This window comes from Erwinia sp. BNK-24-b, from assembly GCF_047456155.1.
Taxonomy (GTDB): Bacteria; Pseudomonadota; Gammaproteobacteria; order Enterobacterales; family Enterobacteriaceae; genus Erwinia; species Erwinia phyllosphaerae.
On record NZ_CP179901.1, the window covers coordinates 3,524,955 to 3,548,988 of the forward strand.

The following is a 24,034-nucleotide window of genomic DNA, read 5'->3' on the forward strand; positions in this document are numbered from 1 at the left end:
AATTATTGTTTTACTTTTAAAGCCGTTATAAAAATAACGCCAGACGGCAGTATCTGGCGTTAACTTTATCACTACAGTAAAAAACGCTTATAACGATCAGCGGTCTTCAATCTGAATAAGGGCGCCCCAGGTATCTATTTTAATAACGCGAATATATTTCCCTGAAAGCTCATCATAGATAGCCTTCCCGGGCAGTAAAGGCGCATCTTTATTAGACGAAGTTTCAGGCGTGGTGTCGACAAGTACGCTTTTAACCGAGCTGCCGCTGTAGTGCATTACACGCACAGTAACGCCGTTAACAAAGGGATCATTGCTGTCCCACTTTTCAAAAGTCCCCTTCGGCTGGCGATACTCCAGCACCAGGACAGAGCCATCATTACGCTTAATCCGATAGCCTCGTCGACCGTCTGAGCGGCTAACGGGTACGATCATATTTTCTGAAAAAAGAGGATAAAGATTATAAATGCCCGCTTTTGTAATAACAGGCATCTCTGTGTCATTTAACCAGGTGGTGTAATGCTGATAGTTCGCCGGATAGAGTTTGCTACCTCCGCCACCCATGGTGTCTGTAGCGTCACCTCCGCCACCTTGCGTACAGGCCGAATTAAGCTGGACGATCCCCCCTGTAACCGGACAGCTTTTTAAGGTTGCGGAATGCTGAAAACCTAAATTATGGCCAAACTCATGGGACCACATCCAGACTTTATGACCGACATTATTAGAAATAATCCAGTTCCCCGGCATGGCCGCTAAACCTTCAAACGAACAGGCGGAAGTGCGCGAAATATCCACGAAAAGATAATCATAATCAGCCGGATTTACCCCCAACTTTAGCGCGGCAGCACGAGCGCTCGACAAAATATTGCTGGAGCTGCAGGTAGCAGGACGGTCGCCAATATTGACGTTACGCAGAAATATCCCTGTAAGATTAAGCTTCCCATGAGAGGCCTGCTTCACATAGTTACGAAGTGAGGCATCGCTATCCCGTTCCCCTAATACTGCTTTGCGAATGGGTTCCGGATCGTTTGGCGTAACGCCATTAAAGTGCGTTGCCATTAACAGAACTTTCTTTGTCCCCGTTATTGCTCGTACTGGCGCAGGGATCTCGCCAGCATAGTGCCATTGCATCTGCTCTACGTTGCTGGCGGTTGACATACCGATATTGGTGGCGGAAGTCGCATTAAGCGTTTGTTTTTTCCCCAAATCGTTATTGTATTTATTTCTTAAGGTAATAACGCCTGCCCTTCCTTCTTTTATATCCCATAGCCGCATTGAGGTATAACCGTCGCCGCTACAGGTGCCCAGTTTAACGGTAGTGCCGTTACCCAGAGTGCGTAAACATTTTTCCGAGGATTTATTGCGTATATAGTAATATGCTTCAAATTTTTCCAGCTTCCACTGTTGTGAACTAACGTCACTACAGGCCGAAAAAAGTAAACTGGCTCCATCACTCGCAAGGGTTAAACAGGACGCATTGCCGATAGCGTTATTTTTCAGGGGATAAAAATCTTGCTGTGCGGCTGAGGCAAAAAAGCTGACGGCGAGGCTCGCAACGATTGGCGATAATAGTTTCCTTACTTTCACAGATATATCCTTATAAAAAAAAGAATAGTCTATGAGAAAAATATCCCTAACGAATAAGTTATCCCATTAATTAATATTTTCTGCCCTCTTCTGTTAGCAGATAACAGGATACACAGTCTGAATAAGGCAGTTCATCAGGTCAGGTTGTTGGCACAAGCCAGAAACGTAGAGGAAAGCGTCAATATTGCCGCCGCCTTTAAGTTATCTCTTTCCACTGGGTTCGTGTCTTACTGAGAGCATCTTGCAGGCGTGGAAGCGAGGAAGGAAGCCGCCTTCATCGAAGGCGGCTTTTTATTATGCTTTGATTCTCTTTTTCACCAGCATCCAGCTTGCCAGCAGCAGCACTATCCAGCCGATGCCGACGTAAAGCGACACGCGGGTATCCGGGAAGTAGCCGATCAGGCCGATGATAAAGAACAGGAACAGAATGCCGACGATAGCGGTAAACACGCCGCCAGGCATAGCGAACTTAAGCTCTTTCGCCTGGGCTGGCGTCAGCGAGCGGCGGAAGCCAATCTGCGCGAACAGGATCATAATCCACACCCAGACGGTTGCAAAGGTGGCCAGCGAGGCGATGACCAGGAAAACTTTTTCCGGCATCAGGTAGTTCAGATAGACGGCAATCAGCATGGCTACCATCATCACCAGCACCGTGATCCACGGAATGCCGCGACGAGATACGGTTGCAAACATCGCGGGCGCATGGCCCTGCTCTGCCATACCGTGCAGCATACGACCAACGCCAAACACATCGCTGTTAATCGCCGAAAGCGAAGCCGTAATGACCACAAAGTTCAGAATGGCCGCCGCTGCCGCAATACCCATATGCTGGAAGGTCAGCACAAATGGGCTGCCGTTGGTGCCCACCTGGTTCCATGGATAGATCGACATAATCACAAACAGCGTGCCTACATAGAACACCAGAATACGCAGCGGCACGGTATTAATTGCGCGGGGAATAGAGGTAGCCGGATCCTTCGCTTCGCCAGCGGTAATGCCGATAATCTCAATACCGCCATAGGCAAACATCACAATCTGTAGCGACAGCACCATCCCGATAACGCCGTGCGCAAAGAAGCCGCCGTTCGTCCACAGATTACTGATGCCGGTCGGCTTACCGCCGTTGCCGATACCCCAGAAGATAATCCCGATGCCCGCCACGATCATAATGATGATGGTGGCTACCTTGAACAGCGACAGCCAGAATTCGACTTCGCCAAAGACTTTGACCGTCGCCAGGTTAATGGCGCCGATAATAAGCACCACGCTCAGCACCCAGGCCCAGTGCGGCACGTCCGGAAACCAGACGCTCATATAGATGCCAAAGGCGGTGACGTCGGCAATAGCGACAATCAAAATTTCAAAGCAATAGGTCCAGCCAGTGATGTAACCCGCCAGCGGGCCGAGGTAGTCCTGGGCATAGCGCGAGAAGGAGCTGGACTGGGGGTTATTAACCGACATTTCGCCCAGCGCGCGCATGATGATATAGGCGATAGCGCCGCCGATAATATAGGCGAGGATGACGCTCGGACCGGCCATTTTCATCGCATCGGCCGAACCGTAGAACAGGCCGGTGCCAATGGCAGAGCCCAGTGCCATAAAACGAATGTGGCGGGTACTCAGGCCCTTTTTGAGGGTATTATTTTCCATTTTTCATCTGCTTAAGTTCTGTCGACTTCTCCTGCCGGAGATGGGCAGGAGAAGGTATCACATTTTACTGCTGATGCGCATTCACAGCCTTCTGTCCCATGACGCGGTCGCACAGAACAACGACAACCAGCATAGCCAGCGAAGGCGGCAGCCAGGCCAGGCCTTGCTCAGCCAGCGGCAGGCTGCTGGTAAAAGCAGGCAGCGCGTCTTTAAAACCGGTGGTTTTAATGCCGTCAATAATGCCGAAGATCAGGCTGACCAGCATGGTCGGCGCGATAATACGGCTGCTTTTATTCCACCAACGCAGCGTAAAGCTCAGCAGGATCAGCACGATACAAGGCGGATAGATCGCCGTCAGTACCGGAATAGAGAACTGAATCAGCTGGCTAAGACCCAGATTAGATACCAGCATCGAGAACAGGCCCAGAATAAACACCAGCTGGCGATAGCTCAGCGGCAGATACTGCTGGAAGAACTCGGCACAGGCGCAGGTCAGGCCCACCGCCGTTACCATACAGGCAACGAAAATGAGCGCGGCAAGGAACAGGCTGCCTACGCTGCCAAAAGTATGCTGTACATAGGCGTGCAGGATGGCCGCGCCGTTGGCATTCTGATCGACGATAGAAGCACTGTCGGAACCCAGCTTAAACAGGGTCAGGTAAACCAGCGTCAAACCCACGCCCGCAATCAGGCCGGCAATGATGGTGTAACGTGTCAGCAGACCCGCTTCGCTTACGCCGCGGGAACGGGCTGCGTTAACGATAACGATACCGAATACCAGCGCGCCCAGCGTATCCATGGTCAGATAGCCGTTAATAAATCCGCTGGAGAACGCGGCATGCTGATACGATTCCGTTGCCGGAGCCAGGCCGCCTGCGGGCCAGATCAGCGCGGCGATGCCCAGCACGCCCAGCGCAACGATCTTCAGCGGTGCCAGAATATGGCCAACGGTATCCAGCAGTTTGCCCGGATAGAGCGAAATGCCAATCACCAGCGAAAAGTAGATCAGGCTATAAATGAACAAAGGCAGTGCGCCATCGCCGGTCAGCGGAGCAATACCCACTTCGAAAGAGACGGTCGCGGTGCGCGGTGTGGCAAACAGCGGCCCAACGGCCAGATAGCAGACTGTCGCCAGCACAATGCCTGCTGCTTTACCGATTGGCGAGCTAAGCGCGTCGATGCCCCCGCCGACTCGCGCCAGCGCAATGACGGTAATAACCGGCAGTCCAACCGCCGTCAGCAAAAAGCCAAGCGCCGCAATCCAGACATGTTCCCCGGACTGAATACCAACCATAGGTGGAAAAATAATGTTACCGGCACCAACGAACAGGGCAAAAGTCATAAAGCCCAGCGCGAGGATGTCTTTAGAAGTTAAACGTTTTGTCATAAGAAGCGGATATGCCTGTACTGGTGTTAAGTGAATGCGTGATGTTGGCTTTATTTCCCTGCACGCATCGATCGCTCAGTCTCCGTCGCGGCAGTCGATTTCCTGCTGACGTCGAACGGCGTGATTACGCTGTTTATGTTCTTTTTTCCAGGGAAATAAATTTAAAACGGCGCTAAGTAAAACGTTTATAGCGGAGAAAGACAATACGGGATCGAGAAACCAGAGTAATATAACGCAGAAATAGTACACACCAGTTAATAAGTCTGGTTTAACGGCTGGATGCCTTACATGATTTGTATCTTTTTTGCGCTTTGCGGCGTTATTTTCTGCACGAATTTACCGCTGGATGCACAAAAGGCGCGTATAAACGCGCCTTTTGCATTATTTGCCTGGCTTACCAGACCTGTTTAGCGATATCGACAACCAGACGCAGCTTGGCCCACTGCTGCTCTTCCGTCAGGCTGTTGCCCTCTTCCGTCGAGGCAAAGCCGCACTGCGGGCTCAGGCAAATCTGCTCCAGGCTGACAAACTGTGCCGCCTCGTTAATGCGCTTTTTCACCGTTTCCGCCTCTTCCAGCTCACCGTTTTTCGTGGTGATCAGGCCCAGCACAACCTGCTGCTTGCCCGGCCTGATAAAGCGCAGCGGCTCAAAACCGCCAGAACGCTCATTGTCATATTCCAGGAAGAAGGCGTCGACCTTCACCGTGCCGAAAAGGATCTCCGCCACCGGCTCATAGCCGCCTTCAGAAATCCACGTTGAGCGGAAGTTGCCGCGACAAACGTGCAGGCCTACGGTCATATCTTCCGGTTTGCCTTCCAGCGCTTTGTTCAGTACCTGCGCATAAATGTTAGCCAGCTCTTCCGGATTGTCACCGCGTTCGCGTATCTGACGCTTTTGATCTTCAGAACATAAATAGGCCCAGACGGTATCGTCCAGCTGTAGATAACGGCAGCCCGCCTCATAAAAGCCTTTAATGGCCGCACGGTACGTCAGCGCCAGATCGTTAAAATACTCTTTCAGGTCCGGATAAACGTTGGCGTCAATAACCTTACGACCACCGCGAAAATGCAGCACGCTCGGGCTTGGGATGGTCATTTTTGGAATAGCGTCGCCGCTGATGCTTTTCAGGAAACGAAAATCTTCCAGCATGGGATGATTGCCAAAGCCCAGCTTGCCGGTCACCTTCACGCCGCGAGCCTTGGTCTGCACGCCGTTGAATTGAATACCCTGCTCCGCCTCATAACGCTCTACGCCTTCCAGGCCGTCGAAGAAATCAAAGTGCCACCACGCACGGCGGAATTCGCCGTCGGTGACCACTTTCAGCCCGCTGGCGCGCTGTTGCTCAACCACGTCACGGATGGCTTCATCTTCAATCTGGCGCAGCGCGGCGGCGTCGATTTCACCTGTCTGAAACTGTTCGCGAGCCTGTTTAATCGCAGCAGGACGCAGGAAACTGCCAACAACTTCGGCGCGATACTGGGCTGATTCTCTTTGCATTTTCGGTCACTCCTGGCCTGCGGACGGGCACATCATTTAACGGTAAAAGTGTTATCTCTAAACATCACCAGACTTCTGGATGTCTAAATGGCTGGAAGTAAGAATGTCATGAGAAAGATTTAACGGCAAACGAAGAAATTTCACATTACATGAAAAAAATTCATGTTGATGTGAAGAAGCCGGTATAAAACCGCTATGAGCAGGCGTAACGGAAACTGGCAAAACCGCTACGGGCGGGCCGAAGCGGATATATGCAGGATAAGGTGGATACGGACAAGAGCAGCAAACACGTACAGGATACGGCGGATTCAGCAATTATAACGGACAGAGCATAACAGCCAGCCTTACTCGCCGATCATCGCCCTGACCCTGTTGAGCTGCTCATCAGAGAGCGGCAGATAGCCCGCCTGCCGCACCAGTGCCTGACCCTGCGGCGACAGCGCATGCTGTAAGAAAGCTTTGGTCAATGGCTCAAGCGGCTGACCCGGCGCTTTATTCACATAGATATAAAGCGGGCGGGCATAGGGATAGCGTCCGCTGCGAATACTGGCGACGCCAGGCGCTATCCAGTTAACGCCGTCGGGCGAAACCAGCAGCGTTTTTACTCCCGTCAGATGCGCGCCCATGCTGGCGTAGCCGATGCCGTTCAGCGTGCTCGCTACCGCCTGAATGACGGCCGCAGATCCAGGGTATTCACCGACATCATTACGGAAATCGCCGTTGCATAATGCCTGCTGACGGAAAAAGCCCCAGGTGCCGGACGCCGAGTTACGGCCAAAACGCTGTAGCGGCCGATGCTGCCACGCCGGTTGTTTTAACTGTAAATCGCCCCAGCTATGGACGGTGAAGTCTGCGCCGCAGCGGCGGGTAACGGAAAAAATAGCGTCGAGCTGCTGAGCGTTTATCCTCTCAAGCGGATTATCCTGGTTTACCACCACCACTAAGGCATCCAGCGCCACCGGCACGGCCAGCGGCGCATAGCCATAGCGTTTTTCAAACAGCTGGCGCTCAACGGCCTGCATTGGCCGACTCATCGCGCCCAGCTGCGCTGCGCCTGCCGACAATGCCGTTGGCGCGGTAGACGAACCCGCAGCCTGAATCTGCACGTTGACGCCCGGATACTGGCGGTTAAAACTTTCTGCCCACAGCGCCATCAGATTGCCTAACGTGTCTGATCCCACGCTGCTAAGGTTGCCAGACAGCATCCCCTCGGCCGCCCCGGCTTTTACGCAACACAGCAGCATAAAAGCCAAAAGTAACTTTTTCATTAATCTTGTCCGCTCACTCAGTGAACCGCATTCTGAGTCAATTGCTCACTCACGATCAACCTTGCCGGCAGTAAGAAGCTAAAACTGGTCTCTTTACCCGGCTGGCTGGCGATCTCCAGCCGCGTATTGTGATGGCCAAGCGCGTGCTTGACGATGGCTAGCCCCAGCCCGCTGCCACCGGTCTGCCGGGAACGGGCTTTATCAACCCGGTAGAAGCGTTCGGTCAGACGAGGAATGTGCTCCGCAGCAATACCAGGCCCGTTATCCTTCACTTTAAACAGCGCACCCTGCGCCGTTTTTTGCCAGCTGATATCAATGCGCGTGCCTTCCGGCGTATGGTTAACGGCGTTGTAAACCAGATTGGAAATGGCGCTGCGCAGCTGTTCATCATTACCAAAGACCCGCAGATGCGGATCGAAAGAGAAATGAATATCGTGCCGCCCCTGGCTAAGCGTCTCCGCCTCGCGCTGTAACAGTCGCAGCATCAGCGGCACATCCACTTTTTCCTGCAAATCCAGCGCGGGTGCCGCTTCAATCCTTGAAAGCGTCAGCAGCTGTTTAACCAGCGCATCCATGCGGCGCGTTTGTTCCTGCATAGTGTGCAGCGCTTTGTCCCGCGAAGGGCCTTCCAGCACCGCATCGCTCATCATCTCCAGATAGCCCTGCAGCACGGTAAGCGGCGTGCGTAGTTCGTGGCTGACGTTGGCGAAGAAGTTACGGCGTGCGCCTTCCAGCTGATGCATTTGCGTGACGTCACGCGATACCAGCAGCCACTGGCCTTCGCTGTAGGGCATTACCCGAAATTCCAGATGGCGATGGCTGTTCAGCACCAGGGTTAAAGGGCGAGAAAAATCGCGATCGCGCAGGTAGTGAGTAAATTCCGGATAGCGCAGCAGATTTAAAATATTCTGTCCGTTATCTTCCGGCCAGCGCAGTCCCAACAGCTGCTGCGCCAGGCCGTTACACCAGAAGATGGTGCCCTCTTCCGTGGTCAGCACCACCGCATCGGGCAGGGATTCTGCGCCGCTGCGAAAACGTTTAATCAGATGCCCCAGCTCGCGACGACGACGACGGTTACGCGCCTGCATCTGATAAAGACCATAGAAGAGCGGTTCCCAGCTGCCGCGTCCCGCTGGCGGCGTGATACTGCGATCGATCCAGAGCCAGTGGGAAAGACGAAGCAGGTTAGAAAAATGCCAGCCCAGCACGGCCAGCACGGCCAGCAGCAGCAGCCACGGCAGATAGCCGGTGAGCAGACCGATAATCAGCGCTGGCAGACAGGCGAGCAGCAGCTCAAGCAGCAATCTCTTCCAGGAGAGGCGTTCCAGCACGGTGAAAACTCCAGTGGGGACGATCAGTAACGTGCGGAGAAACGGTAGCCCGTACCGCGAACGGTCTGCACCATACGATCGTGCCCGGTCAGTTCAAGCGCTTTACGCAGGCGGCGGATATGCACATCAACGGTACGATCTTCCACGTAAACGTTAGTGCCCCAGACATGATTAAGCAACTGCTCGCGGCTGTAGACGCGCTCGGGGTGGGTCATAAAGAAGTGCAGCAGCTTATATTCGGTCGGCCCCATCTCCAGTGGCTGCGTTTCTGACATCACGCGGTGCGAAGACGGGTCCAGGCTCAGGCCCTGGATCTCAATCACCTCCTCCACCGCCATTGGCGAAATCCGGCGCATCACCGCTTTAATGCGGGCAACCAGTTCCTTAGGTGAAAAAGGTTTAATAATATAGTCGTCAGCCCCCACTTCCAGGCCCCGCACGCGATCCTCTTCTTCGCCGCGCGCCGTCAGCATCATCACCGGAATATCGCGGGTCATGGCTTCGCGCTTTAAATGACGGATAAACTGAATACCGGTGCCGCCTGGCAACATCCAGTCCAGCAGGATCAGATCGGGCCACGGCTCAATTAACATGCTGATCGCGCTGTCATAATCTTCCGCTTCTATTGGCTGATAGTCGTTTTGCTCCAGAACAAAACACAACATCTCACGGATTGGGGCTTCATCTTCGACTACCAGAATGCGCTTAGCCATCATTGCTCCTGCGTTTGTGACGGGATGTCACTGGATATGCGGCGTCATTATGCGTCAGATTTATGACACTTTTATGAAAAAAGCCTCAGCCATTCATCAGTTTTATAACACTTTCAGCAGGATGGAAATGCGTAGCTGAGGTTTTTTAGCCAGGCGTTTATAATCGGCCTTTCGCTTTTGCCATCCTGAAGGGATTCTATGCGACTCATTCATACCGCCGACTGGCATCTGGGCCAGTTTTTTTATACCAAAAGCCGTGCGCCGGAGCACGAGGCTTTTCTGACGTGGCTGGTCGCGCAGGTTGAGCTGCATCAGGTTGATGCCGTTATCGTGGCCGGCGACGTTTTCGATACCGGTTCGCCGCCCAGCTATGCGCGCGAGCTGTATAACCGCTTTGTGGTCAGGCTACAGCAAACCGGCTGCCAGCTGATTATTCTGGCGGGCAATCACGACTCGGTAGCCATGCTGAATGAATCCCGCGAGCTGCTGGCCTGCCTGAATACGCGCGTGATTGCCGCCGCCAGCGAAGATCCTGCCGACCAGGTGTTGGTACTGAATCGTCGCGACGGCCAGCCGGGCGCGCTGCTTTGCGCCATTCCTTTTTTACGCCCGCGCGATATCACGCTCAGCAAAGCGGGACAGTCGGGACGAGAGAAGCAGCAGACGCTGCTGGAAGCGATCACCCACCACTATCAGCGCAGCTACGCAGCCGCAACAGAAATGCGTGCGAAACTGAACGGCACGCTGCCCATCGTGGCGACCGGCCATTTGACCACCGTCGGCGTGACTAAAAGCGATGCGGTGCGCGACATCTACATCGGCACGCTGGACGCTTTTCCCGCCCAGGCTTTTCCGCCAGCGGACTATATCGCGCTCGGTCATATTCATCGTGCGCAGCGCATTGCCGATACGGACCATATCCGCTACAGCGGCTCCCCCATTCCGCTCAGCTTTGACGAGCTGGGCCGTGAAAAAAGCGTTTTCATGGTCGATTTTGCCGACGGTCAGCTTAGCCAGGTCAGGCCGCTGGCGGTGCCGCTCTTTCAGCCGATGCAGATGATTAAAGGCTCGCTGGCGGAGATTGAACGGCAGCTGGCAGCGATTCAGCCGCCGGAAACGGGCCAGAAGGTGTGGCTGGATATCGAAATCGTTTCGCAGACCTGGCTAAACGACCTACAGCGCCATATTCAGGAGCTGACTGAAAAACTGCCGGTCGAAGTTGTGCTGCTGCGCCGCAGCCGCGAACAGCGCGACAGCATCATTAACCGGCAGAATAACGAGACCCTGAGCGAGCTGAGCGTGGAGGAAGTGTTTCAACGCCGCCTGGCTTCAGAAGAAGAAGATCCGCAGCGCATTGCGCGCGCTACGCTGCTGTTCAGCCAGACGCTGGCCGAGATTGATGAGGAGCAGCCATGAAAATCCTGACGCTACGGTTTAAAAACCTCAACTCGCTAAAAGGTGAATGGAAAATTGATTTCACCGCCGAGCCTTTCGCCAGCAACGGCCTCTTTGCCATTACCGGGCCAACCGGCGCGGGTAAAACCACGCTGCTGGACGCTATCTGCCTGGCGCTCTATCACGAAACGTCGCGGCTGGGGAAGCTGTCGCAGACGCAAAACGATTTAATGACGCGCGATACTTCCGAATGCCTGGCTGAAGTCGAATTTGAGGTGAAAGGCGTCGCCTGGCGCGCATTCTGGAGCCAGAACCGGGCGCGAGGCGCGGTGGATGGCAACCTGCAGGCGCCGCGCGTAGAGCTGGCGCGCTGTGAAGACAATAAAATCGTCGCGGATAAAGTAAAAGACAAGCTGGAGATGCTTACCGAGCTGACCGGCCTGGACTTTGATCGCTTCACCAAATCGATGATGCTTTCGCAAGGTCAGTTTGCCGCTTTTCTTAACGCCGATGCCAACAGCCGTGCGGAACTGCTGGAAGAACTGACCGGCACGGAAATTTACGGTCGTCTTTCCGCCAGCGTGTTTGAGCGGCACAAAAACGCCAGAACCGCGCTGGAGACGCTACGGGCGCAGGCTGGCGCGATGGCCCTGCTGGATGAGGAACAAGTTCAGCAGCTTACCACCCAGTCTGAACAGCTGTTGGCAGAGGAGCAGGCGCTTACTTCTCAGCATCAGCACCAGCAGTCGCTGCTGCAGTGGTACCAGCAGTATCAGGCGGTGGGACACGCCCAAAAAGCGGCGGAAGCGGAGCACGAGCAGGCGAAAACGGCCTGGCAAGATGCAATGCCGCAGCTCAACCTGCTGGCACGAGCAGAGCCGGCCGAGAAGCTACGTCCGCAATGGCTCCTGCGTAACCAGCAGCAGCAGGACAGGCAGCGCCTTAACGAACAGCAGCAGCAAATTGAACAACAACAGCAACAGCTCGGCGAGCAGCTTGCAGCACTTGACGGGCAACTAAAAACGGCCGAAGCCGCCCGGCTCCAGCACGAAGCCGATCGTCAGCAGCAGGAAGCCTTAATAGCGGACAGGTTGCAGCCGCTGGATAACAGCATCGTCACGCTGACGCAGCAGAATCAGCAGCTACAGAAAGAAGTAAGCGATCACCAACTTTTTCTTGCGCAGCGGCGTCAGGCGCTTGAGCAAACGCAGCGCGAGCAGACGGAAAAAACCGCGCAGCAGCAGGAACATCAACGCTGGCAGCAGCAGCACGACCAACTTGCACGCTGGGGCGAATCACTGCCGCTGTGGCGCGCGCGCTTTGAACAGCAGCAGCAGAGCGAACAGGCGCTGGCGGCACTTCGTCAGCGCAAGCTTGAACAGCAGCAGGCAACAGAACAGCTACGAACGCAGCTTGCTCAGGCAGAGCAGCAGGCCAAACCAAAGCAGCTACAGCTTGAAGAAACGCGACTGCGCGTAACCGAAGCGCAGGCGGCGCTTGCTCATCAACAGCAACAGCATTCAGAAGAGCAGCTTCAGGCCTCGCTGGCCGCTCTTCATCAGCAGCGGCCGCAGCGGCAGAGCCTGGCGCTGATTGCATCGCAGTGGCAGCCGCTGATGCAGCGCATGCAGAAACAGCAGGCCAGCCAGCAGGCGCTGCAACAACAGCTTCAGCAGGCGCAGCTCGAACTGCAAAACCTGCGCACGGGCTGGAAGGAAAAACAGCAGCATTTGCAGGATCTGGAAAAACGCTGCGAGCTGGAACAGCGCATTGCCGACCTGGAGCAGCACCGCGCCCTGCTGGAGCCTGAGCAGCCCTGCCCGCTGTGCGGCTCCTGCCAGCATCCTGCCGTGGCGGCATACCAGGCGCTAAAACCGTCAGAAAATCAGCAGCGTCTTGCAGTATTAAAAAACGAAGTGGAGATGCTGAAAGATCGCGGTACGGCCAGGCGCGAACAGGTCAAAAACCTCGAGCTACAGTCGGGAAAACTACAGCAGGAACAGGCGGAAAACGAAAACGAAGCCGCCCGTTTACGCGACCAGTGGCAAACGATAGTGCAGGCCCTGAATCTTACCTTCACGCCTGATGAGACCACGCAAACCGCCGCCTGGCTGACTGCTCAGGAAAAGCAGGAAGACGACTTCCAGGCACGGCTGCTGAGCCTACAGCAAAGCGCCCGTCTGCTTCAGCAGCAGAAGGAAAAACTGGCCGTCCAGCAAAACGAGCTTAACGATATCCAGCAACAGCAAAAGCTGACCGGTCAGCAACTGCTTACTTACACTAACGCGCTGGAAGATCAGGAAAAAGCGCTGGCGACGCAGCAGCAAAGCGTAACGCAGCAGCACGAAGCCTTACGCGCCTCGCTGGCTGCGGTGGCACTGGTGCCGCCAGAGCCGGAAAGGGTCGAAAGCTGGCTTGGCGCTCGTCAGCAGGAGTGGCAAGAGTGGAACAGGCGCGCGCAAACGTTGACGGAGCTGGCTTCTCAACTGACCGCTCTGACAACGCAGCAGCAGGCGCTGCTGGCGGAAATCAACCGCGAGCAGGAGCAGGTAACCGAGCTGGAAAAACGTAGCCAGAGTGGGCAACAAGAGCTGGCCGCTTTACGCCAACAGCGCCGGGAACTATTTGGCGATAAGGTGATAGCCGAGGTTATGCAGCAGCTTCGTACGCTGTCGCAGCAGCATACTGAACGCTGTCAGCAGCTCCAGCAGCAGTGGCAGCAGCGGCAAAATCAGTTAAATACCCTGACCGGACAGCATAATTCACTGACTGAGCAGCTTCATGCGCTAACGCAGCGGTTGACGCAGGCACAACAGGCTTTTGACGCCGCGCTTCTGGCCAGCGATTTCAGCGACGAAGCGGCCTTCACCCGGGCTTTACTGGATGAAACGGAGCTCTTGCGCCTGCAAACCCTGCAAAAAACACATGAACAGCGGCTTCAGCAGGCCGCCGCGCTTCTTAGCCAGGCGGAAAAAAACCTGGCGGCGCTGGCAGAAAAACCGCAGGCGATGCCGGAGGATCCGCAAACCTTGCCTGCCACAATAGAGAACCTCGCCCGGCAGCTAAGGGAAAATGCGCGCCAGCAGGGCGAAGCGCAGCAGCAGCTTACCAGCGATGCGCAGCGGCGCGAGCAGCAAAAGCAGCTGCTGACCACTATCGAGCAGGAAACGCAGCAGCTGGAAGACTGGAGCTACCTGAACCAGCTAATCGGTTCGAAAGAAGGCGATAAGTTCCGTAAGTTTGCCCAGGGCCTGACGCTGGATCACCTTGTCTGGCTGGCGAACAACCAGCTAAACCGGCTGCACGGTCGCTATCTGCTACAGCGTAAATCGCAGGAGGCGCTGGAGTTACAGGTGGTCGATACCTGGCAAGCTGACGCCCTGCGCGATACGCGTACCCTTTCCGGCGGCGAAAGCTTTTTGGTAAGCCTGGCGCTGGCGCTGGCGCTTTCCGATCTGGTTAGCCACAAAACGCGCATTGAATCGCTGTTTCTGGACGAAGGTTTCGGCACGCTGGATGCCGCCACGCTGGACGGCGCGCTGGACGCGCTGGACGCGCTGAATGCCAGCGGCAAAACGATTGGCGTTATCAGTCATGTCGAAGCGATGAAAGAGCGTATTCCGGTGCAGATCAAAGTGAGGAAAGTTAACGGGCTGGGCTACAGCAGGCTGGAAGTGCCAGAAGCTTAAAAATAAGGGCACCGACAGGTGCCCTCTGTCCGGCAACCTAGGGTTTTACAGCCTTAGCCCGTGGGCCAGGCAGGATGGCGCCGTCGTCACCAGCCGTCAGCAGACGCGCACTGGTAATGGCCGCGATGTCATGTGCCTTATCCGTTACGTTACTGGCGATCTGGTTAATGGCGGCACCCACCAGCATGCCAAGCAGCGACTGGTTGTTGTTGTTGCCTTCATTATCGGAAGCCGCAGCCAGCCCGCTCCAGATTTGCTTGCCGCTGCGCAGATCCACCAGCCTCGCCGTGGCCGACACACGCGTTGTGCTGTCTACAACCATGTATTTGGTGCCGTAATCGGTGATATCGATGTACAGCGCCGCGTCGGCGTTGAAAATAGCATGCAGCTTTTGCGTCGGTACGTTCTGGATATCAGCAGCGTTAGTTAAGCCGTTCTGTTTAAAGGTTTCTTCAACCACCGCAACCGGGAAAACGTAATAGCCGGATTCCGCCAGCGGCTGCGTCACCAGCGAAACAAAGCTGTGCGCCGCATTAACGTCCGGCGTGCTGTTTTGCGCAGGAAGTACCAGAATGGAGGCGGGTTTACTGGCGCGAAACGCGCTGTAATCGTATGGCGTTTTCTTTGCACAGCCGGTCAGCGTCATCACAGCCAGCAGCGCGATAAAGGCGAAAAGCTTTTTCATTATTTTGCTCCCTGCTTATTACGCATCAGGAAATCCATATAGGCCGAAGATTCGGGAAAGGCGATTTTCTCATTGGTAAACTGCTGGAAAGCTTTATCCGGCTGGCCGGCATTGACATAAAGCAGACCCAGCTGAGCATGCAGCCCGGGCGGCAGCGGTTTATTTTTCGCTTTTGCCTGCTCAATAACTTTATTTAATGTGGCAATATCTTTTTCCGGCGCGCTGCCGTTCTGCCAGGCGCTATAAAGGGAGGACTGATAGTCGCCCCAGTAATAGACAGGTTCTTTTTTCTGCGCGCAGGCAGTCATCAGCAGTGCCGTCGCCAGCATGCCGGTTACTTTTAATAAACGCATTATTTTCTCCGTTATTTAACCGGGCGCCATGCACCAGACTGCAGGCCGTTGACCAGATGATTGACCGCTTCACGTACGGCCAGATCCATGACTTTGCCGTTAAGCGTCGAGTCATAGCTGGCGGTGCCGCCAAAGCCAATAACTTCACGGTTAGATAAGGCATATTCGCCCGCGCCCTGTACGGAATAGACCACTTCCGAGGTAGCGACATCCACTACGTTCAGGTTAACTTTTGCGTAAGCGACCTGAGTTTTGCCGCGTCCCAGAATGCCCCACAGCTGCTGATCGCCAACCTCTTTGCGACCGAACTCGGTGATATCGCCGGTAATAACGTAATCGGCACCTTTAACGGATTGTACGCTGTGCTTATAGCCCGCTTCGGTCTTTAGCTCATCAAGATTGGCGCGATCCAGCACGTTAAAGCGGCCGGTCTGCTGCAGGTGGGTAATAAGGATGGTTTTAGACTGATTGCCCAGACGATCTACGCCGTCCGAAAAAATGCCGTTCATATAAGAGGAGCGATTATCGAATTTGCCCACGGCGACAGGGCTTTTTACGCCCTGGTAAACCGGCTGGCTGGCAGCGGCCACCTGGGGAGCTTCAATCGCGCGGGAAGATTCAGTGGCGCAGCCGCTAAGAAGCGTGCAGCCTAATAAAGAGCATGCAACAAGGTTAGTGTGAAATTTCATTCTTTTCTTTTCCATGAATTAAAACATATCCAGACTTCGCGCACAGAATACAGGGATCAGGCCAAAAGTTCTGGATAATATTTGCGGCCCCCATTACAAAAAATTAATTATTCCTGTCAGGATGCCTGGTGAATAATCTGTAAATAGCTTACGGCCGCCGGAATACGCTGTCAGCCTGACGCTAACAGGGTAAACTATCGGCTTTCATCAGAAATTCTTTAGTAATCATGGGAAGAAAATGTCATCGGCGAAAATTAAAACGGGCGCGCTGGCGCTTTTAACGCTGCTGCTGGCGGCCTGTCAGAGCCGCACAGAGCCGCCTTTGGTCGCCGCCACGCCGCAGGAAATGCAGCAGTGGGCGCAAAAAAACTGTAGCCAGAGTAAAGATGAACACTGCGCTTACTTTGCACAGATGCAGTACGGGATCCAGCGCAATTTTTATGATGCGCACCGCTATCACGGACGCGAATGTGCGGTGACTATCAGCTGGGGCCAGAATGGCCGCTACAACGTGCAGAGCACGGCCGGGGACGAACAGCTGTGTCTGAAAACCTGGGGCGTGATTAGCAGCGCCAAAAACCTGCCGCCGCCGCCAGAGAACCTGCCCGCCACGATGGTGCTGGATTTTAAGCCGGACTAGCTGGCCTGGCGCCACTGGCGCGGGCTGACGCCAAACCAGCGGCGGAAAGCCCGCGAAAAGGCGCTGACTTCAGAGTAACCCAGCAATAGCGCCATTTCAGAAACGGGCAGCTGCCGCTGTTGCAGATACCAGGTTGCCATCTCGCAGCGCACCTGATCGACCAGTAGGGTAAAGCTCAGGTTTTCGCTGCGCAGGCGACGCTGTAGCGACCAGCTGGACATGCCCATCTTTTCCGCCACCTCCGGCAGTGCGGGTTCGCCCTGCATCAGCATCAGATGCACCTGCGAGCGCGCCTGATCGACAATGCTTTGCTGTGAGGTTGTGCTGTTGAGGCGGCGAATGGCATCCTGCATCACGGTTAACAAAACGGGATCGCTTTCCGGCATCGCGCGCAGCAGATCCTTCTTGGGGATCACCAAAGAATTAAAAGGCTGATCGAACCAGACTGGCGCATCGAATACTTTGCAGTGCTCGTGCCACTGTTCAGGGCGTGGATGCTCAAAGTGGACTTCGCGCGGTGCCCAGCTTTTACCGGCAACGTGGCGAATAAGATTCATAAACATGCCCAGCGTCAGCTCCGCATCCTGACGGCGGCACAGAATAGCGCCGTGACGAACCTGATAGTCCAGACGCCAGCAGTCGCCCTTGTCGGTCAGCCGCGTCAGCGTATCGTGCTGGTGCCAGGGGAAAGCATTTACCACGTTGTGCAGCGCCTGCTCCAGCGTGGCGGAACAAAGCCCGACATAGCCAATCAGGCCCAGCGACTGCGGCTTAAACTGCCTGCCGTAGTGCAGGCCAAAATTATCGAAGCCTGAACAGCGCGCCGCCTCCTCCATCACCCGGCAATAGTTCACCAGCCCCAGGCTCATGGTCGGGCTGGCCAGCTGCTCGGGATCGATGCCGCTGACGCCAAAAATCCTGTCGGCGTCACCGCCTTTTTCAGCAATAAACTCGCTCAGGCCGCTGGCGGCGGCGGCCAGTACGCCGCGATGGCTGGCAAAACTGGCGTTAAGCGCCGCCGTCATTTCAGGCTGTTTAATGACTCCGCTTTCCATGATTATTGCCCCGCTGCAGAAAACATACTGCTTAACTCAGCAATTTTCATACCAGCTCTGTTGGGCGGGCGAGAAACCCTCAGGCACCGATCGGCAACTCGCTGGTTTCAAGATAGCGATGGCATAGCCGCACCGAGTGGTCTGCCCACTGTGGCCCCAGGCTAAGCGCCATCTCCGTTTGCCGGTGGGAACCGACCCAGGCCAGCAGCTGAATGCGGCGCTGGATCAGCAGCGTCGGCACCATCTCCAGTTCCTTATCGCTGATATGGGCAACCTGTTCGTAGCCTTTGATCCAGTTCTCGACCCACTGTGCTGCACGAGGATGGTGCTCCACGAAGCTAATGGCTGCTGCAAGATCGTGCAGATACCAGCCCATGCCGCAGTCATCAAAATCGATCACCCGCGTTTCGCCTTTATGCAGCAACAGATTAGTTAACCGAAGATCCGCGTGGATCAAACCATAGCGGGAGGGATCTTTGCCAAACGCGTCCAGCTCGCTGCCTGCACGAGCAATCGCCTCTTCTACTACGGCGTCATCGCTGCGGCGCAGGCCTGGCGCATCACGCCAGTCGCCCCAGTGGCTTTGCGGGCTGACCATTGTCTGATGATCCCAGATAATGCGCTGAAAGCCAGCCGGTTTATGCCAGCTTTTGCTGTGCTGGTGCAGTTGCGCCGTAATGCGGCCCAGCTGCTGGAAAGCGCGCGGATCGACATCCGTTCCCGGCATGTCGCCTTCAATCCAGTCAAAAAGAACGGCATGCCGTACGCTACCGTCCTGCAAGGTCAAATCCTGGATCCTTTGCCCTTCTCTGTCCACAATCGCCTGCGGTACCACAATGCCCGTTTCACGTAGCGCGTCCAGCCACTGAAGCTCGCTTTCTATATCCGCGCGCTGATGATAGTTGCCGCGATGCAGGCGTAGCGCATAGCGTTTTCCGGCCGCTTCAAGCAGAAAAGTGGCGTTTTCCGACCGACAAAGCAGGCTGATTTTGCCCTGGAGCACTGCCGGATAACGCGTTATCGCCTGCTGCGCAAGCGCCAGCAGCGTGCTGCCGTCAAGATTGTCATATTGGCTGGCTGTCATATTTCTGTCTCCGGAAAAAAGGTAACGACCTGATGCCAGCATGGCGCGACGCCTCCCGATCTGCCTGACCGCAGGCCGCACTCTTTTGACCGCAGAAGACAGCAGGCACTTTTTTTGCTTCTGGTTTGACAGCAGAGCGCAAAAATCCTTATGCCCGCGTCAAGTTTCCTGACGGCGTCGGCTGCATTATCGACTGACACTAACTGGCGGGAAGAGTAATGATGACAACCAGGCTAAAGCCCACTCTGGGCACGATACATCTGTGGGGCATTGCGGTAGGTTTAGTGATTTCCGGGGAATATTTTGGCTGGAGCTACGGCTGGGGCGTGGCGGGCACGATGGGGTTCCTGGTCACCACGGCGCTGATTGCCACCATGTATACCTGTTTTATTTTCAGCTTTACCGAGCTGACTACCGCCATTCCGCACGCGGGCGGCCCTTTCGCCTATAGCCGCCGCGCCTTTGGTGAAACCGGCGGATTAATTGCCGGTATGGCTACGCTGATTGAGTTTGTGTTTGCTCCACCGGCCATTGCCATGGCCATCGGCGCTTACCTTAACGTGCAGTATCCGGACCTGAACCCTAAATATGCGGCGGTCGGGGCCTATCTGGTGTTTATGACGCTAAACATCCTTGGCGTAAAGCTGGCGGCGATGTTTGAACTGGTCGTCACCGTGCTGGCAGTCATCGAACTGCTGGTGTTTATGGGCGTAGTCGCACCGGGCTTTAGCCTGACTAACTTTGCGGCGCACGGCTGGTCGGGCGGCGACAGTTTCGGTATGCCGGCGGTTTCAGGCATTTTTGCCGCCATTCCTTTCGCCATCTGGTTTTTCCTGGCGATTGAAGGGGCAGCGATGGCGGCCGAAGAAGCCAAAGATCCCAAGCGTACCATTCCCAAAGCCTATATCGCCGGTATTTTGACGCTGGTGGTGCTGGCGATTGGCGTGATGTTGCTGGCGGGCGGCGCGGGCGACTGGCGCAAGCTGTCCGATATCAACGACCCGCTGCCGCAGGCGATGAAAATGATCGTCGGCGAACATTCTAACTGGATGCACATGCTGGTATGGATCGGTTTATTTGGCCTGATCGCCAGCTTTCACGGGATTATTCTGGGCTATTCACGCCAGTTCTTTGCGCTTTCACGTGCGGGCTATTTGCCTGCCGGACTGGCAAAGCTCTCCCGTTTCCAGACGCCACATCGCGCTATTATCGCAGGCGGCGTGATTGGCATCGCCGCGATTTTTAGCGACGGCTGGATTAATCTGCAGGGCATGACGCTGACGGCGGCGATGATTACCATGGCCGTCTTTGGCGCTATCGTGATGTATCTGATGAGCATGCTCAGCCTGTTCCGCCTGCGCCGCACGGCACCACAGCTGGAACGCAGCTTCCGCGCGCCCGGCTATCCTGTTGTCCCCGGCATTGCGCTCGTGCTGGCGCTGGTCTGCCTGGTGGCAATGCTGTGGTTTAATCCGGTTATCGGCGGCATTTTTGTGCTGTTTATGGCGGCAGGCTACGGCTATTTCCTGCTGACCAAAAGCCAGCGTGCCAGCGCGCCGCGTGATGCCATGCTGGCGGGAGAATAACGCGGAAAGGCAATGAAACCCCGTCGCCGATTCGCTATCATGCGCGCTGACTTTGAATAAGCGCGCATGGCGCGCCGGAGAGGGAAAGTACAATGCTGTGGTTTAAAAATTTGATGGTATATCGTCTGAATCGCGAGATCCCGCTGGCGGCAGACGAAATGGAAAAACAACTTGAGGCATTCTCTTTCACTCCCTGCGGCAGTCAGGACATGGCGAAAACCGGCTGGGTTTCGCCAATGGGCCCGAAAAGCGATGCGCTGACGCACGTCAATAACGGCCAGATCCTGATTTGCGCTCGCAAAGAGGAAAAAATCCTGCCGTCGCCCGTGATTAAACAGGCGCTGGAAGCCAAAATCGGCAAGCTGGAAGCGGAACAGCAGCGCAAGCTGAAGAAGACGGAAAAGGATTCGCTGAAGGATGAAGTATTACACAGCCTGTTGCCGCGCGCCTTCAGCCGCTACAGCCAGACTTTTTTGTGGATCGACACCGTTAACAACATGATTATGGTCGACTGCGCCAGCGCTAAAAAAGCGGAAGATACGCTGGCGCTGCTGCGTAAAAGCCTGGGGTCTTTGCCGGTGGTGCCGCTGACGCTGGAAAGCCCGATTGAGCTGACGCTGACGGAATGGGTACGCTCCGGCGAGACGCCAGCAGGCTTTGCGCTGATGGATGAGGCCGAACTGAAGGCGCTGCTGGAAGATGGCGGCGTGATCCGCTGTAAAAAGCAGGATCTGGTTTGTGATGAGATCGCCAATCATATCGAAGCGGGCAAGCTGGTTACTAAGCTGGCGCTGGACTGGCAGGAACGCGTTCAGCTGGTGCTGTCTGATGATGGCTCTCTGAAGCGGCTGAAGTTTGCCGACACGCTGCGCGAACAGAATGATGATATCGACAGAGAAGACGTGGCGGCACGCTTTGATGCGGACTTCATTCTGATGACAGGTGAACTGACCGCGCTGATAAGCAACACCATAGAAGCGCTGGGCGGCGAAGCGCAGCGTTAAGCGTAAAAAAGGCCGGATCCCCGGCCTTTTTCTTTTAATCTTTCAGATAGCGGCACAGATAGGCGGAAGGCTCGGCAACCTGCAGGTGGAATTCGCTGTGGCCCGGCACGTGAAAAACTTCGCCGGGTTCATAATGGCGCCATTCGGTTTCTTCCGGCAGCAGCACCTTCAGCGATCCGCTCACGACGGTCATCTCTTCCGGCTGGCCGGTGCCAAAGGTGTATTCACCTTCAGCCATCACGCCCACGCTGGCGCGGCCGGTGCTGGCGCTGTCAAACCCAATGGATTTTACCTTTCCTTCAAAGTACTCACTGACGTTGAGCATAAAATTATCCTTAACCAGTAAAGAACACAGATTGGCCGGCTTCCGCCTGCAATGTTAATCCACCAGATCCGCTGCCAGCTTGGCCAGCAACGCATTGGAAAGCAGAACGGGAATACCCAGCAGTTTTTGTAAAAAATCACGATGGCGCTGGTGATAGCCAAGGCAGTCAAGCACCAGAACGTCTGCGCCCTGCTCCTGTAGCTGTAAAGCCGCGTCAATCAGCTCATCATCATCAATCGCCCACGGGCTGGCCACGGCGAAGCACGGCGTAGAGGCCAGGCCCTGCCATTTGTAAGCCTGCTCGCCCAGATACTCTTCCCGCGCAACCATCACGCCCGGTTGCTGGCCGCCGATAATGGCATCGACCAGCGGAGGCAGCATGCGGTACGAATCCAGCAGGATGGCGTTTTTAGTCTTCAGGCCTTTATATTCGCCAGCGCACAGCACAAGGATATTTTCAAATCCTTTGCGCTCAAGCTCGCCGATCAGATTCTGTAACGCGGCTTCCACTTTTGCTGCTGACAGCACCACGTAAGAGCCATCTTCCATATGCGTCATCGCCATTTTCTCACCTGCTACCGGCCCATACAGACGCTCGATTTCGGCCATGGAAAGGCCATCAAGCAGTCCAAAATGGACAATATTTTCTTCAGGCAGGTGTTCCAGCAGCAAAGGAATCAGATCTCTGCGAGGCGCCTTTCCTAACGTTAAGGTAGCCACTTTTTTAAAGTTACTTTCCGCATCATTCAACATATCCGACATAAAGCTTCCGGAAAACAGAGAATTCATTCCGGAAAAAGTCGGCTGTACAGTGCTGGAAGGTAAGGTAGTGATGATGTCGGTCAATGGTCTGTCCAGTTGATGGCTGATGGAAAGCGTCAGGCTTTTTTCGTAAAACCGTTCAGCGAAAATAGGTTGCTGAGCAGGGATGGTCAAGCCTTAATGCCGATAATTTTCTAAGAGCAGACAGCAAAATATATTGAAAATAAAGGAATTAAATAAAAATCCTCTCTCTTTTCTCCCGACCGCCCGAAAAAGAAACGTTTATTGCCCTTTGGGCAGCAGCATTACCTGAACTCTCCATGGTAGCGCTTACATTACTTTTCTGAGTCGGGGTAAAGAATCACGCGGCATCCCTGCCGGCACGCCCTACTCTTTTTCGACGTCTTCGTAACGGGCTTTGGCGTCAATAGCTTCCTGTTCGCTTTCGTGTTCGCTAATTAACGTATCTGGCTTAGGGTGATCGGCACGCAGTTCGTACCATGTTTTACTATTGTCAGCCGTTCCTTTTTTGATCGGAACAACATGCGCTTCACGAGGATATGGCGGTCTGCCTGGCATACAACTTCCCTCCTTAAAGAATTAGAGCTGGCCGCAATAAAGCTGGCGGGCAACTGTCGTTCTTCAAGTATAGACAAAGGCTGACAATTCTCTGCACATCAGGAATAAGTTGAGAAAAATCGTCGCTAGCTGGCACGAGCAAGGGAAAGCAGGCTGATAATTTTTTCTATGACGGCATCCGGATGCTGCATGGCATTGACCACGTAGTGGGCAGCTTGATGGTAAAGCGCCTCGCGGGCGGCCAGCACCTCGACCATTTCATCTGCGATAGGACGTCCGGTCAACGTAGGACGCTGCGCCTGCTCCGGATAGGCTTCCAGCCTTGCAGCAAGCACGCCAGCTTCGGCCTGCAGATAGATAACCTGCCCTTGTTCGCGCATGTACTGACGATTTTGCTCTGCCAGCACCATGCCGCCGCCGGTGGCGATCACGGTATTTTTTGCCGTTACCGCCTGCAGCGAAAGCGACTCGCGCTGGCGAAAGCCTTCCCATCCTTCCGTTGCCACAATCTCCGTCACGGTTCGTCCCGTAGACTGCTGTAGGTGGCTATCGGTATCGCAAAAAGCGTAACCCAGTACCTGAGCCAAAGCATGACCAACGGTAGTTTTTCCGCAGCCGCGTGCGCCGATAAGATAAATGGGTAAGGACATAACAAGTGCTCCTCAGCGCTACATACGGGCTATTTTGATAGCGACAGGCGTTAATAATGTGTGCCGGGCATCATACCGAGAATTCTTTCTGCTCACCAGTAGTCACT

General features: G+C 54.9%; 21 protein-coding genes. 5 read left to right on the plus strand and 16 right to left on the minus strand.

What is annotated here, in order from left to right; all coding sequences use genetic code 11:
* Positions 1-96 precede the first annotated feature (96 nt).
* From ACMGGR_RS16175 to phoB, 7 genes are all read right to left on the minus strand, one after another.
* Positions 97-1,584 (minus strand): RICIN domain-containing protein, encoded by a 1,488-nt coding sequence (locus ACMGGR_RS16175; protein ID WP_414147324.1) that lies wholly within the window; start codon positions 1,582-1,584, stop codon positions 97-99.
* Between the two features lie 294 nt (positions 1,585-1,878).
* The gene (proY, locus tag ACMGGR_RS16180) at positions 1,879-3,234 is read right to left on the minus strand and encodes a proline-specific permease ProY (protein WP_246758510.1); all 1,356 of its coding nucleotides are present in this window, start codon (positions 3,232-3,234) and stop codon (positions 1,879-1,881) included.
* 64 nt (positions 3,235-3,298) lie between these two features.
* Complete coding sequence (gene brnQ, locus ACMGGR_RS16185) at positions 3,299-4,621, minus strand: branched-chain amino acid transport system II carrier protein (RefSeq protein ID WP_414147325.1); 1,323 nt, start codon at positions 4,619-4,621, stop codon at positions 3,299-3,301.
* A gap of 394 nt (positions 4,622-5,015) precedes the next feature.
* On the minus strand, positions 5,016-6,119 hold the full coding sequence (locus ACMGGR_RS16190) for a cobalamin-independent methionine synthase II family protein (RefSeq protein ID WP_414147326.1): 1,104 nt from the start codon (positions 6,117-6,119) through the stop codon (positions 5,016-5,018).
* Positions 6,120-6,463: 344 nt separating this feature from the next.
* Positions 6,464-7,387 (minus strand): PstS family phosphate ABC transporter substrate-binding protein, encoded by a 924-nt coding sequence (locus tag ACMGGR_RS16195; protein ID WP_246758505.1) that lies wholly within the window; start codon positions 7,385-7,387, stop codon positions 6,464-6,466.
* Positions 7,388-7,404: 17 nt separating this feature from the next.
* On the minus strand, positions 7,405-8,718 hold the full coding sequence (phoR, locus tag ACMGGR_RS16200) for a phosphate regulon sensor histidine kinase PhoR (protein WP_246758504.1): 1,314 nt from the start codon (positions 8,716-8,718) through the stop codon (positions 7,405-7,407).
* Between the two features lie 23 nt (positions 8,719-8,741).
* Entirely contained in the window at positions 8,742-9,431 is a 690-nt protein-coding gene (gene phoB / locus ACMGGR_RS16205) for a phosphate response regulator transcription factor PhoB (RefSeq protein ID WP_246758503.1), read from the minus strand.
* 198 nt (positions 9,432-9,629) lie between these two features.
* Between phoB and sbcD the strand changes: the two genes are divergently transcribed.
* Positions 9,630-10,847 carry an exonuclease subunit SbcD gene (sbcD, locus tag ACMGGR_RS16210; protein ID WP_414147327.1) on the plus strand — a complete coding sequence of 406 codons (1,218 nt, stop codon included), beginning with the start codon at positions 9,630-9,632 and terminating at the stop codon, positions 10,845-10,847.
* Complete coding sequence (locus ACMGGR_RS16215) at positions 10,844-14,515, plus strand: SbcC/MukB-like Walker B domain-containing protein (RefSeq protein WP_414147328.1); 3,672 nt, start codon at positions 10,844-10,846, stop codon at positions 14,513-14,515. The genes sbcD and ACMGGR_RS16215 overlap by 4 nt, the downstream gene beginning before the upstream one ends.
* A 37-nt stretch (positions 14,516-14,552) precedes the next feature.
* On the opposite strand, the gene ACMGGR_RS16220 is transcribed toward ACMGGR_RS16215, so the two are convergent.
* Genes ACMGGR_RS16220 through ACMGGR_RS16230 form a run of 3 tightly spaced genes read right to left on the minus strand, consistent with a single transcriptional unit; the run spans position 14,553 to position 16,242 of the window.
* Positions 14,553-15,200: a DUF799 domain-containing protein gene (locus ACMGGR_RS16220; RefSeq protein WP_414147329.1), complete on the minus strand. Its 648-nt coding sequence runs from the start codon at positions 15,198-15,200 to the stop codon at positions 14,553-14,555.
* Positions 15,200-15,553 (minus strand): DUF4810 domain-containing protein, encoded by a 354-nt coding sequence (locus ACMGGR_RS16225; protein WP_414147330.1) that lies wholly within the window; start codon positions 15,551-15,553, stop codon positions 15,200-15,202. Before ACMGGR_RS16225 ends, ACMGGR_RS16220 begins: the two co-directional genes overlap by 1 nt.
* An 11-nt stretch (positions 15,554-15,564) precedes the next feature.
* Positions 15,565-16,242: a CsgG/HfaB family protein gene (locus ACMGGR_RS16230; RefSeq protein ID WP_246758494.1), complete on the minus strand. Its 678-nt coding sequence runs from the start codon at positions 16,240-16,242 to the stop codon at positions 15,565-15,567.
* A 238-nt stretch (positions 16,243-16,480) separates the two neighbouring features.
* Between ACMGGR_RS16230 and ACMGGR_RS16235 the strand changes: the two genes are divergently transcribed.
* Positions 16,481-16,882, plus strand: a complete 402-nt coding sequence (locus tag ACMGGR_RS16235) for a cell envelope integrity TolA C-terminal domain-containing protein (RefSeq protein WP_414147331.1) — start codon at positions 16,481-16,483, stop codon at positions 16,880-16,882.
* On the opposite strand, the gene ACMGGR_RS16240 is transcribed toward ACMGGR_RS16235, so the two are convergent.
* Positions 16,879-17,907 (minus strand): AraC family transcriptional regulator, encoded by a 1,029-nt coding sequence (locus ACMGGR_RS16240; protein WP_246758678.1) that lies wholly within the window; start codon positions 17,905-17,907, stop codon positions 16,879-16,881. The two genes, ACMGGR_RS16235 and ACMGGR_RS16240, sit on opposite strands and share 4 nt — an antisense overlap.
* Before the next feature lie 109 nt (positions 17,908-18,016).
* A complete protein-coding gene (locus ACMGGR_RS16245; RefSeq protein ID WP_414147332.1) occupies positions 18,017-19,021 on the minus strand; it encodes a phosphotransferase enzyme family protein in 1,005 nt (334 codons plus the stop codon).
* 221 nt (positions 19,022-19,242) lie between these two features.
* On the opposite strand from ACMGGR_RS16245, the gene eat reads away from it, so the two are divergent.
* Positions 19,243-20,607 (plus strand): ethanolamine permease, encoded by a 1,365-nt coding sequence (gene eat / locus ACMGGR_RS16250; protein WP_246758677.1) that lies wholly within the window; start codon positions 19,243-19,245, stop codon positions 20,605-20,607.
* Between the two features lie 92 nt (positions 20,608-20,699).
* Entirely contained in the window at positions 20,700-21,611 is a 912-nt protein-coding gene (gene rdgC / locus ACMGGR_RS16255; RefSeq protein ID WP_246758489.1) for a recombination-associated protein RdgC, read from the plus strand.
* Between the two features lie 34 nt (positions 21,612-21,645).
* Here rdgC and ppnP read toward each other — a convergent pair whose 3' ends face one another.
* The 4 genes from ppnP to aroL form a co-directional block, all read right to left on the minus strand.
* Positions 21,646-21,936 carry a pyrimidine/purine nucleoside phosphorylase gene (ppnP, locus tag ACMGGR_RS16260; RefSeq protein ID WP_246758488.1) on the minus strand — a complete coding sequence of 97 codons (291 nt, stop codon included), beginning with the start codon at positions 21,934-21,936 and terminating at the stop codon, positions 21,646-21,648.
* A gap of 54 nt (positions 21,937-21,990) precedes the next feature.
* Positions 21,991-22,698, minus strand: a complete 708-nt coding sequence (locus ACMGGR_RS16265) for an AroM family protein (RefSeq protein WP_246758487.1) — start codon at positions 22,696-22,698, stop codon at positions 21,991-21,993.
* A 387-nt stretch (positions 22,699-23,085) separates the two neighbouring features.
* A complete protein-coding gene (locus tag ACMGGR_RS16270) occupies positions 23,086-23,277 on the minus strand; it encodes a YaiA family protein (protein WP_246758486.1) in 192 nt (63 codons plus the stop codon).
* 125 nt (positions 23,278-23,402) lie between these two features.
* A complete protein-coding gene (gene aroL / locus ACMGGR_RS16275; RefSeq protein WP_246758485.1) occupies positions 23,403-23,927 on the minus strand; it encodes a shikimate kinase AroL in 525 nt (174 codons plus the stop codon).
* Positions 23,928-24,034 lie beyond the last annotated feature (107 nt).

Coding starts and splice junctions, on each gene's coding strand:
- ACMGGR_RS16215 (WP_414147328.1), top strand. CDS start 10,844: ATGAAAATCCTGACGCTACGGTTTAAAAACCTCAACTCGCTAAAAGGT.
- ACMGGR_RS16235 (WP_414147331.1), top strand. CDS start 16,481: ATGTCATCGGCGAAAATTAAAACGGGCGCGCTGGCGCTTTTAACGCTG.
- ACMGGR_RS16195 (WP_246758505.1), bottom strand. CDS start 7,387: ATGAAAAAGTTACTTTTGGCTTTTATGCTGCTGTGTTGCGTAAAAGCC.
- ACMGGR_RS16190 (WP_414147326.1), bottom strand. CDS start 6,119: ATGCAAAGAGAATCAGCCCAGTATCGCGCCGAAGTTGTTGGCAGTTTC.
- brnQ (WP_414147325.1), bottom strand. CDS start 4,621: ATGACAAAACGTTTAACTTCTAAAGACATCCTCGCGCTGGGCTTTATG.
- ppnP (WP_246758488.1), bottom strand. CDS start 21,936: ATGCTCAACGTCAGTGAGTACTTTGAAGGAAAGGTAAAATCCATTGGG.
- ACMGGR_RS16245 (WP_414147332.1), bottom strand. CDS start 19,021: ATGACAGCCAGCCAATATGACAATCTTGACGGCAGCACGCTGCTGGCG.
- sbcD (WP_414147327.1), top strand. CDS start 9,630: ATGCGACTCATTCATACCGCCGACTGGCATCTGGGCCAGTTTTTTTAT.
- ACMGGR_RS16230 (WP_246758494.1), bottom strand. CDS start 16,242: ATGAAATTTCACACTAACCTTGTTGCATGCTCTTTATTAGGCTGCACG.
- rdgC (WP_246758489.1), top strand. CDS start 20,700: ATGCTGTGGTTTAAAAATTTGATGGTATATCGTCTGAATCGCGAGATC.
- ACMGGR_RS16240 (WP_246758678.1), bottom strand. CDS start 17,907: ATGACGGCGGCGCTTAACGCCAGTTTTGCCAGCCATCGCGGCGTACTG.
- ACMGGR_RS16220 (WP_414147329.1), bottom strand. CDS start 15,200: ATGAAAAAGCTTTTCGCCTTTATCGCGCTGCTGGCTGTGATGACGCTG.
- ACMGGR_RS16270 (WP_246758486.1), bottom strand. CDS start 23,277: ATGCCAGGCAGACCGCCATATCCTCGTGAAGCGCATGTTGTTCCGATC.
- proY (WP_246758510.1), bottom strand. CDS start 3,234: ATGGAAAATAATACCCTCAAAAAGGGCCTGAGTACCCGCCACATTCGT.
- aroL (WP_246758485.1), bottom strand. CDS start 23,927: ATGTCCTTACCCATTTATCTTATCGGCGCACGCGGCTGCGGAAAAACT.
- phoB (WP_246758503.1), bottom strand. CDS start 9,431: ATGGCTAAGCGCATTCTGGTAGTCGAAGATGAAGCCCCAATCCGTGAG.
- ACMGGR_RS16265 (WP_246758487.1), bottom strand. CDS start 22,698: ATGTCGGATATGTTGAATGATGCGGAAAGTAACTTTAAAAAAGTGGCT.
- ACMGGR_RS16225 (WP_414147330.1), bottom strand. CDS start 15,553: ATGCGTTTATTAAAAGTAACCGGCATGCTGGCGACGGCACTGCTGATG.
- eat (WP_246758677.1), top strand. CDS start 19,243: ATGACAACCAGGCTAAAGCCCACTCTGGGCACGATACATCTGTGGGGC.